At 58.7% G+C, this 12,979-nt stretch carries 4 protein-coding genes and 1 tRNA gene; 3 read left to right on the plus strand and 2 right to left on the minus strand.

Annotation, left to right across the window (positions count from 1 at the left end):
* Window positions 1–720: 720 nt before the first annotated feature.
* Genes EPA99_RS06515 through EPA99_RS06525 form a run of 3 tightly spaced genes read left to right on the plus strand, consistent with a single transcriptional unit; the run spans window position 721 to window position 3,019 of the window.
* Entirely contained in the window at window positions 721–1,050 is a 330-nt protein-coding gene (locus EPA99_RS06515; RefSeq protein ID WP_129470360.1) for a DUF3649 domain-containing protein, read from the plus strand.
* Window positions 1,047–2,684, plus strand: a complete 1,638-nt coding sequence (locus EPA99_RS06520; RefSeq protein WP_129470361.1) for a PepSY-associated TM helix domain-containing protein — start codon at window positions 1,047–1,049, stop codon at window positions 2,682–2,684. Before EPA99_RS06515 ends, EPA99_RS06520 begins: the two co-directional genes overlap by 4 nt.
* On the plus strand, window positions 2,681–3,019 hold the full coding sequence (locus EPA99_RS06525; RefSeq protein ID WP_129470362.1) for a DUF3325 domain-containing protein: 339 nt from the start codon (window positions 2,681–2,683) through the stop codon (window positions 3,017–3,019). The genes EPA99_RS06520 and EPA99_RS06525 overlap by 4 nt, the downstream gene beginning before the upstream one ends.
* 204 nt (window positions 3,020–3,223) lie before the next feature.
* Here the strand turns inward: EPA99_RS06525 and EPA99_RS06530 are convergent.
* Together EPA99_RS06530 and EPA99_RS19060 are read right to left on the minus strand one after the other, a co-directional pair.
* Window positions 3,224–3,299, minus strand: a tRNA-Gly gene (locus EPA99_RS06530).
* 771 nt (window positions 3,300–4,070) lie between these two features.
* A complete protein-coding gene (locus EPA99_RS19060; protein ID WP_129470363.1) occupies window positions 4,071–11,237 on the minus strand; it encodes a putative Ig domain-containing protein in 7,167 nt (2,388 codons plus the stop codon).
* Window positions 11,238–12,979: the final 1,742 nt, after the last annotated feature.

Genomic DNA, 12,979 nt, shown 5'->3' on the forward strand with positions numbered 1-12,979 from the left:
GCGGTGCCGGCAGATGGCGGATCCGTGCTTGGCGCCCTGCAATGGCGTCAGCCGTGGGTCGTCACCCGCGGTGGTGGTGGCCTCGGGCCGGCCGCGCGGTGTGACCTGGCGGTTCTCGGGCACCGCTGATCCGACCAAGTGCGAACACATTGGCAGACGACCTGCCTAAGCGACGCATCCCACCACGGGTCCAGCTCACAGCCTGCGGCAGCGCTCCTTGAGGGTCCCGAGCAGCAGGATCGCCAGCACGGCCAATCCGCCCGACACCAGCAGCAGTGCAAAGACCGTCATCGCCATGGCTCCCCTCCGTCGCTGTCCTTCCGCAGCTATCGGCGTCCCGCTGGGCCCCTTGAACACCTCGTGCAGGAAATACGGAACGCATCACAGCGCCCGCCGCGTTGCGCGGCGTTGTGTCGGGCAGCCACGTCCGTCCAGGACCAGCGGCAGGTAGATCGGCCTGGAGAAAAGGCAGCCGGCATTGGAAGGAAACCGTTGACCTCTGCCCCCCACTCCCGCACCCGACCGGGCGCGGCAGCGTCTTCCGCAGACCGCCTTCGAGCCGGCCCCACCCGGCCAGGGGATATCGCCAACTGATGTGAGAATGACTCGCATCCTCTATCATATGCTCGGTCCGCAAGGACGCCCCACTGGCGCCAGCCACGCAGTCTCTGCCAGCAAGCGCGCGATGCCCGGCCCGCCCCGGGCGCCCATAGAGCGCTTATGACCCGCAAACCCGCAGCTTCCGCCCGCGTCCTCGACGTCCTTCCGGCCTGGTATCAGCGCCCCTGGCTGGGCGTGCTCTCGCGCACCCTGGCCTCGATCCTCGGCGGCTACGCGCTGGCGGCCAGCGTGAACGTCTTCCTGTCCCTGGCCCTGCCGATGCAGCGCAGCCAGGCCGTGCTGACGTCCATGCTGCTGGCCATCCTCGCCTGCGCCTGCGCGCCACTGTGGGCCTTCGCCACGCGCAGCGCCGCGCGCGCCTGGATCGGCATCGCCGTGCCGACGCTGTTACTCGCGCTGGGCAGCTCCCTGCTGGGGGCCTGGGCATGAAACAGGGCTTCCGCCAGTCGATGGCTTGGCTGCACACCTGGGTCGGCCTGCTGACCAGCTGGCTGCTGCTGATGATCTTCATGGCCGGCACGGCCAGCTATTACCGGCAGGAGATCAGCCGCTGGATGCGCCCGGAGCTGACCACCGCCCCGGTGTCCCAGGAGGTCGCGGCAGCCAACGCGGTGAGCTACCTCCAGGCCAACGCCGCCGACGCCGAGTACTGGCACATCCAGTTGCCCGATGCGCGCAACCCGGCCATCACCATGTACTGGTTCAACCCCGCCCCCAAGGACGGGCAAGGCGATGGCCGCGCCAGCCGCCGCGCACGCTTCGGGGAAGCGACCCTGGATGCGGCCAGTGGTACGCCCATCCAGGCGCGCCAGACCCGTGGCGGGGAGTTCTTCTATCGCCTGCATTTCGACCTGCACTACATCCCGGTGCTGTGGGCGCGCTATATCGTCGGCTTCTGCGCGATGTTCATGCTGGTGGCGATCATCAGCGGCGTCATCACCCACAAGAAGATCTTCAAGGACTTCTTCACCTTCCGGCCGCGCAAGGGCCAGCGCTCCTGGCTGGATTTCCACAACGTCAGCGCGGTGATGGCCCTGCCCTACCACCTGATGATCACCTACACCGGCATCGTCACCCTGATGCTGATGTACCTGCCATGGGGTATCAAGGCCGCCTATCCCGGCGAGGAGGACAAGTTCTACGTCGAATCCCTGGGCGGGCTGTCCGAGCCGCGCCCGGCGAGCGGGACATCCGCACCGATGCGTGACGTCGCCGCCCTGATGGAAAGTGCGCGCAGGGAATGGAACGGCGCCGAAGTCGCCACCCTGCGCATGGACCACCCCAACGATGCGGCCGCGTCCCTGGCCCTGACCCAGCGCGATGGCAAGGCGCTGTCCATCGCCACCCCGACGCTGCGGCTGGATGCGGTCAACGGCCAGCTGCTCGAGCGCGGTGGACAGGCCGGCGGGGCCACCGCGACCCGCGATGTGCTGATGGGCCTGCACCTGGCGCATTTCGCCGATGCCGGGCTGCGGCTGCTGCTCTTCGTTTCCGGCCTGCTGGGCTGCCTGATGGTCGCCAGCGGCTGCGTGCTGTGGGCGATCAAGGAGCGCGCCAAGCACGCACGGTCCGGTAGGGTCGGCTTCGGCCTGCGCCTGGTGGATGCCCTGAACATCGGCGCGGTGGCCGGGCTGCCGATCGCCTTCGCCGCCTACTTCTGGGCCAACCGCCTGCTGCCGCTGGACACCCTGGAGCGCCCGCAGGCGGAGATCAACCTGTTCTTCGCCGGCTGGGGGCTGGCCACGCTGGTAGGCCTGCTGCACCCGCGCCGCCAGAGCTGGGCGTGGCTGCTGTACCTGGGCGCGGCGATGTTCGTGCTGCTGCCGGTGCTCAATGCACTCACCACGCGCGCGCACCTGGGCGTGTCGCTTCCGGCTGGCGACTGGGTGCTGGCGGGCGTGGACCTGTTCGCGCTCGCCTTCGGCCTGTGCCTGGGCTATTGCGGCTGGCGCATGCAGCGCTGGCAACCGGCCGTCTCCGCCGCCGACAAGCGCAGGCGCCAGGCCGCGGCGGTCGACGGCGCGCCGCCCACGCAGGTCGCGCGCGATGGCGGTGTCGCATGATGCTGCTCAGCCTTGCCCTGGCCTTCAGCGGATTCACCGCGCTGTGCCTGGCCATGGACAAGCATCAGCTGGAGCCGTCCGGCACCGCACGCGCTGCGGGCGGATCGACACGACGCGTCGGCTGGGCAGGCTGGACGCTGCTGGTGGCTGCCTTCGCCGCCGCCGTACTGGCCCGCGGCTGGGCAGTTGGCGCGGTGCTGTGGCTGGGCGCGATGACGCTGGGCGGCATCGTCATCACCTACGGCCTGCTGCCGTACCGCCCGCGCTGGATCAAACCCCTGGCCTATGCGCTGCCGCTCGCGGCCGGCTTGGTGTGGCTGCTTGAGATCGGGTGAGGCGGGCGCAGAGGTAACCGTGTCGGGCAAGGCCGCTCGGATCACCGCGCGGCGGCAAGCGCTGCCCGTTGTACCGGCGCATCGCCTGCTCCGGGGCCTGCCACGGGCGAGCACGCCATCGCCAGCGCATGATGGCAGACGATGAAAACAAAAAAGCCCCGGCGGACCGGAGCTTCTCGTTGGCCAGCAAGTGGCCGATCAAAATGGAGCGGGATAAGAGACTCGAACTCTCGACCCCGACCTTGGCAAGGTCGTGCTCTACCAACTGAGCTAATCCCGCATGAAACTTGGTGACCGGACTGTCCGGTGAAAACGCCCCCGAGACGGCTCGGGGAGGCGAATCTTAAGACTTCAGCAGTTCCTTGGCAACACCCAAATTCATCTCATCGACAGCTGCGAGCGGTCGAGAGTCAGGCCTTCGGGAACATGCACTTCCCGGCCAGCAGATGCCGGCTCCAGTCCTTCGGCTAGCAGGCGTCGCCGCGCTGCCGCTCGCCGGTCAAAAAGCAGATCCGAGACTGACGTGGATCCGGAACAACGGCGTTGGCTCCGTCCCGTACTGCACACGGCCATGCCGTCACTTTGCGGCAGGTGACTGAGCAGTCATGGCGACTTGCCCGAACAAGCCCCGCGGGGCTGACGTGTACGTTGTAAGCATCCTTTCCGGTCCCGCACTGGGCATGCACAGGCCCCTGCCGCTCGCTAGGCGTCCGGCACCTCGGCCGGGGCTCCGCTCTGTCGGACTTGCCGCACTCCTTGGCCTGCTGCCTACGCCTGGCGTTTGGCGTCATGCACCCTAAACGGGTCCGGACCGATAAAGGGCGGTGAACTGCGCGTGCGTATTATGTGCCCGCCGCGCGGGACATGTGCTGCGATCGCCAACCCTATCAGCGCGCCTGGACGGCCGAAGGCATCGTGACTCCTTCCTGTGTTGTTGAAGCTCCATACGGGGGGAGTAACCAGGCTTCTTCACCAAAGAGAGTATCGGTATCGGTCCGTGAAACTCCTCCTCCGATCTGTATTGGAGGAGGAGTCATTCGGCGTACCGGAGTCAAACCAATGAAGCAACCAACTGCGGATGCTGGTACCTCTCATGGATCGGAAATACACTGACATCTGACTCGTGCGTACGGAAGCCGGCCATCGCAGAGATCAAATGATTCAGGTCACGCGAATGTTGCCTGGGAAGGCCAGCGCCGCCGTGACTGTATCGTTTTTGGAGGCGAGCCACCGCAATCTCATTTCCAAGCACCCGATGCTTTTGCCAGGCTCCCATTGACGGCAGAACGTCCATCCGCACTCCATCGACGCCCATCGCGCTAGGCGGCAGACTCATTGCCCGCAACGAGCCCGACCGCCGCTGCTGCTGGCTCTGCCAAGTGCTGGTGAATGTCGGGTCGAGCGCCGAGCGCTGACTTGACGTCAATGTCGTCTGCCCTTGCGAGGGCATCGTCATCCCTGACATGGCCGTGACCAGGGCCTGGACGTCGCTGGAGCGCAAAACCATACCGCCATCGTCGACGTAAAATTCCTCGATCTGGTGCTGGGCACCCGAATACCAGTTCTTGATAGTCAGCTTATCGCTCGTCCCGATGATGGATACCTCCAGATCGTTACCTCCCGATGGGCGACGGAACCACAATTGATCGAAAGTCACTCCAGTGAGGAACCTGGCAGTGTCTACGTTGCCGGATGTCGTGTCGTTGTCGACCACCGTGTCCACACCATAGGTGCGTGCCATCAGATAGGTATCATTTCCAGCAGCGCCCGTCAGGGTGTCGCCCCCCTGCTTGCCTTCCAACGTGTCATCACCGGCGAGCCCCGAGAGCGCATTGTTGCCGCTATTGCCGATCAAAAGATTTGCGGAGGCATTTCCGGTGCCATTGATCGCCGACTTCCCGGTCAAGGTCAGGTTCTCGAGATTTGCGCTCAAGGTATAGGTGACTGCGGAGAGTACGGAATCGACGCCCTCATTCGCCGACTCGGTCACCTTGTCCCCGGTGGCGCCAACCACGTAGACGTCATCACCCGATCCGCCGATCATGGTGTCGTTACCACTTCCGCCGTCCAGATAGTCGTTACCGGCATAGCCTCGGAGTGTATTGGCGCCACTGTTGCCAGTCAGTACGTTATCGAGCTCGTTGCCGTTTCCGCTGAGGCCGCTGGACCCTGTGAGCACGAGATTCTCGATCTCACTGCCCAGCGTGTAAGTCAAGGAGGAACGAACCGTGTCGACGCCTTCATGCTCCTCCTCTCGCACTTCATCGCCGGAGCTTCCCACAACGTAAGTGTCATCACCATCGCCACCGTACATGTAGTCATCGCCACCGCCGCCATCGAGCGTGTCGTTTCCAAGGCCGCCGTCCAACTCGTCACTGCCGTTGTTACCCAGCAACGTATCGTTGCCGGCACCACCCACGAGATAATTCGCATCACCATTCCCGGTCAGGGTATTGTCGAGCCCGTTCCCATATGCATTTTCTGCAGAACCAGTAAGCGTAAGCTTTTCGACATTTTCAGGAAGGTCGTAACTGATCGATGCATTGATCAGGTCGCTTCCCTCACCCGCTTCTTCAATGATCACGTCTCCGAAATGGTTCACCGTATAGATGTCATCTCCTGCCCCGCCGACGAGCATGTCTGCGGCACTGGTGCCTGTCAGGGTATCGTTGCCGCTAGTACCCTGGACGACGTTCACGACCGACACGGTCAATGTCAATCTCGCAGAAGCACCGTAAGCATCTGTCGCGGTGACAGTGATATGGCCTTCAGGCGCGCCAGCTGGCGGCGTGCCCCGGAAAGTCCTCGTTTCCGGATCGAAACTCAGCCAGGAGGGAAGCGAAGTGGTGGAGTACGCCAGGGAGGTGACATCTTCGTCGGAAAAGGCGCCTGCCGGCAAGATATACGTGAACGACTGTCCCGCGGGCGCCGCCGCTCGCAGGCTCCAGGAGTTCGTCACCGGAGCCCTGTTTCGCAGCGCCTCGACGGTCAGGCCGGTTCGGTATCCGGTCTCATTGTAGAAGGCGAACTGATCAATGACTCCGGAGAGCGCGTCGACGCCCCCGACCTCCTTCCAGTAAGCCTGGATCTTGATGGAATCACTTGCCACGTTTTTAAACGTGATTACCAGGTCATTCCCCTCACGCGTCCAGACCACATCCTCGCTGCTTATGCTGGACCCGAAGCTAAGCGTGTCGATCCCACCGGTATAGAAGAGATCTGACACGTAAACAGTATCGATTCCATCCCCCTTGTTGTACGACACTCGATCTGTTCCGGAGTAAAGCTGCAGCCGATCGTTCCCAGCGCCACCGGCGAGCTCGTTGTATCCGGATCCCGCAATTAGCAGGTCGTCACCATCATCTCCGTACAAGAAGTCAATCCCGCCGTACGTGTCGCCGCCCGCCCGAATCTCATCGTCGCCAGCGCCGCCCCGCAGCGTGTTCGCGGTGGCGTTACCGACGAGGAGATTGTTTGCAGCATCACCTTGGAGCGTCACACGCCGCGACAGGCCCTCGTCGAGTTGGAATACCTCCACATTGGTGCCAACCGGAACATAGAACGTATTGGTATTCGAACTGATCTTCTTGATGACGATCTTGTCGTGTCCACCTGTGGCGGTTTCAACAACGGTGTCCATGTCGTCAATGATGTAAGTGTCGTCCCCATCTCCGCCGATCAAGGTGTTCGCACCGGCGGCCATCGAGCCGTCCAACTGGTTTTTCCCAGAATCGCCGGTTGCGGTCGTGTCGTTGGATGTGACCTCGATGTTCTCGACACCCGTCACGTCAGCGAGCGAATAGGAGATCGAAGCGCGCACCGTATCAATCGACGCGTAAGCGCCTGACTCCACGATGACGTCACCCTTCGAATCGACCACATAAGTATCAGAACCCGCGCTGCCTATCAGCGTATCGTTACCCGCCCCGCCGTCCAGAAGATTATAGGAATAGCCGGAGTTGAAATTCGACCCTATGCGAATCGTGTTATCGAGGCTGTTTCCGATCAGTTGGCGATGTACCGGCTTGTTAGTTGCCGACGTATACCAGTAGTTGACCGCTTCAACCGTCAGGTTCTCGATACTCGTATCAGTCAGGCTGAAGTGATAGTAGTTGGTGTAGACCGTATCGTTACCTTCGCCGGCCAGTTCTTCGACTTCACCACTCGACGCACCTGGAACGCTCGGAGTGCTGAGCTGAGACAGATAGTAATAGGTATCATCGCCAACGCCTCCAAGGAACTGATCATTCCCATCCCACGCCGTCACATGAATCTGATCGTTGCCCTCGTCGCCATGGACGACGTCGCCTCCCTTGCCGTCGTAAAGGACATCGTTCCCCTCATTCCCATGGATGACATCGTTCCCGTCCCCGCCTTGTATCTGGTCTCCACCTGGTCCGCCGGAAAGCGTGTCGTTCCCGGCACCCCCATCAATGTTGTCTGGGTAGAAGCCGCCAACATACGTGTCATCTGCTGAGGTCCCCGTCCAACCCCGCTGGACGAAGTCCGCTACGGTCATGGTGGTACCGTCCGAAAATTCTATGACGTGCGCCGCAGCCCCATTCTTCAGAAAGCCCTCGAGTATCAACGCGTTCTGGATATCGTTGTTCCAAGCGTTCCCGACCATGAGGTGGAGGTCGTCTCCGGATATCACGTAATTGCTGACCATCGAGCTGGTGATATCGGTCAGCACGATGCGGTCGATCCCGCTGCCGACGTCACCCAAGCCCTTGATGCGGTCGAATCCGGAATTCAAAGGCACGTAGTATGTGTCGTCACCGGAGCCGCCGGTCGCCACGTCGGCACGACCGATCGAACCGTCAGCCGAGAACCGGATCACATCGTTGCCGACGCCTCCCTGCATGACGTCGCTTCCAAGACCATCCCTCAACGTGTCGTTGCCAGCCCCGCCGTCCAGGAAGTCATTCCCCTCGCCGCCCTCCAGGATGTCGTTTCCATCGAACCCGTAGAGACGGTCATCCTGGTTCGTGCCGGTCATGGTGTCATCGTTCGAACCACCGGACGCTGGCAAACCCAGCATGACGCCCTGCTCGAAGTCACTCCGCGAGTAAACGTAGCCATCAGCCGTGTAGATGGTTGCTTGCTTCTCAGCCGAAAAGAAGCCATTGAGGCTTAGCCGATCTGCTTGGCCAATGACCTGTACCCACAGATCATCACCATCACGCGTGAAGGCGAGCTCGTTAGAGGCAATGCCATCCTGGAAGAAGACCCTATCCGTCGCACCCGCAGCTTGGCGAACCACGTCTACGCCGAAGCCGCGACCGAAGTAGTAGAAATTGGTGCCAGCGCCACCCGATAGATCGTCATTTCCGGTACCGCCGACGATGACATCGTCACCCGCTCCGCCATTCAATACATCATTTCCCGCATGGCCTTGCAGGTTGTCATTGCCCTCACCACCGGAGAGTTCATCATTGCCGGCATCGCCGCCCAGACTGTCATCACCTGCGCCGCCGTACAGCACATCGTTGCCGTCCCCGCCGTTGGCAGTATCGTTTCCTTCCCCACCGTCGATGACGTCGCGACCGAGGCCGCCATAGATCCCATCGTTGCCTCTGCCGGCGTCGACACGGTCGTCGCCGTCGTCCGCATCGATGGTGTCGTTGCCAGCACCGCCGATGATCGTGTCGTTTCCCGCCTCGCCATCAAGCGTATCGTCCCCATCCCCGCCCTCTAGTACGTCGTCGCCCGTACCACCCGCCAGGCGATCAACCCCGGCGCCGCCAGTCAGATGGTCGTCGCCGTCACCGGCGTAGAGCGTGTCGTCACCCATGCCTCCCGCCAGGTCGTCTTCGCCGGCCTCACCGAACAGGACGTCATCGCCATCGCCGCCGTCCAGGCGATCGTTACCGTCACCGCCCTGCAGCTCATCGTCGCCGCTGTCGCCATAGAGACGGTCGTCGCCTTGTCCTCCGAAGACGGTATCGCCATCGGCACCACCATAGAGCTGGTCGTCTCCGCCCTGACCCATCAGGTGATCGCTACCTGCACCGCCTCTGAGAATATCGAGCCCGCCATTGGTCTCGGAGTCGCCTTGATAATCGCCCCAAAGGACATCATTGCCATCACCCCCGTCAAGAATGTCGCTACCCGCTTCGCCATACAACACATCCGCGCCGCCCCCGCCATCGAGAACATCGCTGCCTTGGCCGCCGCCAAGAACGTCGTTTCCCAGGCCACCTACCAAGACATCATTGCCTTTCCCGCCCGCTATAAGGTCATTTCCATTTCCACCATCAAGGAAGTCGCTTCCTTCTCCACCCGAAACTGAGTCATTGCCATCCTCGCCGTAAAGCGAGACGCCAATATCGAAATTCGCGTCAATCTGCTGTTCGAAATTGAAATAACTGGGACCTGGGCTAATGCCGTCCGGCTCAGAATCGCTGAAGTAACTCAGCTCATAGGTATGACCATCCACGCGATGGAATCGGTAGCTCCACCCTTGGATGTGCGAGGCTCCAGAATAATCAAACGCATCAATCAGGTTGGATACAGCCTCGACACCAAGTTGGCCATCCTTACGCACTATCAGATCCTGAGTCCGTGTCCAGCCAAAGAAGGACTCGATGTCCCGCCACACAGCGGACTCGTCATGCGGAATCAACCCAGAAGTCCCAATCCGAAAATGGAAGGCGTGTTCGGCACTAATGAAGTCATCCCCTTCACCACCATAGACAACTGACTCATCGCCGAAATCTGAAATGAAATCAGCACCAGCCCCACCCACGATCTGGTCCTTACCGCCTGCCGCGCTGATAATGTCGTCGCCAGATCCGCCATTGAGCGTATCGCCGTCCGAGTTATCGCGACCCAAGATCATGTCACGGTCGTCCCCGCCGCTCACGTGGACCGTACCAGGCGAACCGGAGCTTGCATTTAAGTAGTCGGATCCGTTGGTACCTACCAGGGTAATACCTTCAAGATTCGGACTGTCGGGATGCTCAGGCAAGGTTATCCCAAGATCACCCTGCTTCCATTTCTCGACCACAATAGTGGCATGGGTCTTTTTATGCAAAAAATAGAGCGAGACGCCGACCCCTTCACTCTTCCAGATTCTGAATTCGCCATCAGCCGACTCCCAGGCGCCGAGCGATGCATATCGGACGCCACTCCCCACTGAGGATCCAGATATTTCAGAACCATTGAATGTTAATTTCCCCAATCCGTCCGAGTCGGAGATAATATCCACGGATCCGTCAGATTCGAAATCCTTCGAAAAGAACTGGTAATCATCAAATCCCTCACCGCCTTCAAGACGATCACTTCCCGCCTCGCCCACCAACGTATCGTTGCCGTTACCACCGACTAGATGATCAACCCCAATCCAGCCGGACAATTCATCATTACCCTCGCCGCCATCGATAAAGTTATAATCACCATTAGTAACCCAAATAAGATCATTGCCAGCCCCGCCCATAAGGAAATTAGACGAAGAGCTGCTTCCCGTTAGTTGATTATCTTCGTATGTACCAAAATTGAAGTATGAGCCAGGACCAACGCTGATTTTTGAATCTTTACCCAACAAGCTGTCCGCCAGCCCTCCGAGATATCTCCAAGCAGGATCATCCTTAGTAATATCAGGAATGATGCTCGCCACGAAAGAAATTACTCCGATGAAAACCCCCGCCGCCACACCTGTGATGCCAAGCATCGGCGCAAACGCGGTAGCAAGAAGCGCCCCAGCAGCCCCAAACACCAGTCCAGCAATCTCTTTTACAAGCTGCTCACCATTTTGATCCATCACTGCAGATGCTAGTTTATATGCCGTGTCTGCGTTTCCCACAAATTTCAGTGCAGACGAAAATTTTGCGCGCGGAATGAATTTTGAATAGTTATCTTCATTTTCTTTCAAGTATTGATTGATTGCCGCCTCAGCATCAATCTGATTTCCATTAAGAATGTTCCATTCCTTTACGGACTGGGCACGTAAGCCAGATAATGCTTTCAATGCGATCTCGTTCGCTGGCTTGCCAGCAATGAGGCGCTGAAGCCTTTCAAACTCCATCATCTCGAATTGCTTTTGCTTAATTATCGCCTCTCTAATGGCCTCGTATTGATCGCGCCCGCCCAGGATCTCTTCTCTCGCCGCCCTCATCGCGTCGTGGTAATTTTTCGTAATCTCACCAGTAGCTTTCGCCAACAATTCAAGATTCTCGGATGAAATGCCCAGCTCTTCACCTGATGCGCCATCACTCATTTGAAACTCCTTTATTAGTTGCTTGAGTTAACGCTTACCATTACTTACCACTCCTTGCGAGATGGCAACTTCCCCATAGCGAACTCCGCCTATCTCCCGCGCCGCAACACCGTCGTTAAGTACTTGTAGATCACATAGATTAAAAAAAATGAAGAAAATGACATCATCCCAATGCTTATCCAATAGGTAATCGGCTCAGCTTTTGCGTACACAGGCCGCACGCACGCGCGTCCTGGACAAGGCGCGACTCCAGTCACAACTGACTCCACGACCACCTCACCGACAGTAAACGAGATCCACGCGAAAGCTGAAGAAATCACAATAAATCCAGGCCAGCTGCGGACGACTTTAGTTAATTTTCCGGTCACTCAGACCCCCTCCAGAGATTAGATGGAGAATGTTACAATTAAATCTTTCTAATTGAAAAACAGCATGACCATCAACGCGATGCCATCTTGTTACCCGTGAAATTTATGCCCCCAAGGACTTTCTTGCTAGGGTATAATCGATCGCGCGAAATTGATAGGAAGCTTCACGAAAGCCGCGTATATCAGAGTATTTACAAATATCATGATAACTGGGAAGATCATGAAGGCCGCAAGCCTATTCTTTGCCGCTAACACAAACAGACCGGACCGCCAGTATCCAGAGGAGGAAAAAATGTAATTCGGAACGAAAACAATTGCCACGACAAGAAGGACAAGGATCCAATTAAAAATTATGAAAGGAGCCTGATAGCGCTCACCTCTCGTACTTTTCCGGTACTCAATCCCAGCCATTACCATCCAAATTGGGGAGCTGATCCATATGACGATGAACGCATCTTTTAGGAACGAAGCCCCACCATTTATTCCGCGAACCCACCTGTATACTGGTATAATCGCTCCGTCAACATCCAAAAATTCCATGGATCCAGCCGGTATTAGTAGTATTACAAGCGCGACAAAAACTATATGCAATCCAAGTATCCTTGTGACGCGCGCACTTTCCACTAACGCCCTCCTTTACTGAAATAGGTTCCAATTTCGATTATTGTTTAAAATCGATACAAAGCACATCAATCAAGCTATCTCAAACCACCTCAGCAAGAATTATCCGTAATCCTACGGCCGACCCTGGATTCCTAGCGATCATCCCAGCCGCGATCATTATCGCTCGCAGCATCTGTTCGCAAGGACCATTCGAACTCTTGCCATTCACCCACAAGCTCGATCTTGTTCGCGAAAGAGCGGCTGTAGACCCGATTAGCCAGTAGTGCGTAGTCAGTTTCGCTTGTCATTTCCTATTCCTTGAGGAGAATTTATAAGTTAATCAGCAACTCGTATTCCATGACTCCACGATCAACCTGTAGTTATCTGCAGATGTTAGCTTCCTCCGCAATTTCTCCTGCCAAGTCACCAAGTGACCTTCATCCGTTTGGCGCGGACCTGTAAGCAGGTTGCTTTTCTGACCAAAGTAATTCTTATCCAGCGGCATCAGTACCCAAGCCCCCCCCTTCCGTGACTCATACTGAAGATAGGGCGCCGATGGCCTCCCCAACTCATACCACTGCGGACAGGTCAGCACAGTGACTAACAACGTCCAACGCCGCTGTTGGGCGTCATAATCCAGAAGAACCGGTATGTAACTCCCGCTCCATGCCGGGGACGCCGCCTCCCCTTGCATCGCCGGGACCCGCAATAACGTGTCGCTGGACAACCACTCCGTCGGCCCACCCCAAGCACCTCCCCTCTTGCCTGTCA

This window comes from Pseudoxanthomonas composti (assembly GCF_004122095.1).
In the GTDB taxonomy this organism is placed as follows: domain Bacteria; phylum Pseudomonadota; class Gammaproteobacteria; order Xanthomonadales; family Xanthomonadaceae; genus Pseudoxanthomonas_A; species Pseudoxanthomonas_A composti.

Excerpts from the sequence above, each read along its gene's own strand:
- EPA99_RS19060 (WP_129470363.1), bottom strand. The coding sequence starts at position 11,237 with ATGAGTGATGGCGCATCAGGTGAAGAGCTGGGCATTTCATCCGAGAAT.
- EPA99_RS06520 (WP_129470361.1), top strand. The coding sequence starts at position 1,047 with ATGAAACAGGGCTTCCGCCAGTCGATGGCTTGGCTGCACACCTGGGTC.
- EPA99_RS06515 (WP_129470360.1), top strand. The coding sequence starts at position 721 with ATGACCCGCAAACCCGCAGCTTCCGCCCGCGTCCTCGACGTCCTTCCG.
- EPA99_RS06525 (WP_129470362.1), top strand. The coding sequence starts at position 2,681 with ATGATGCTGCTCAGCCTTGCCCTGGCCTTCAGCGGATTCACCGCGCTG.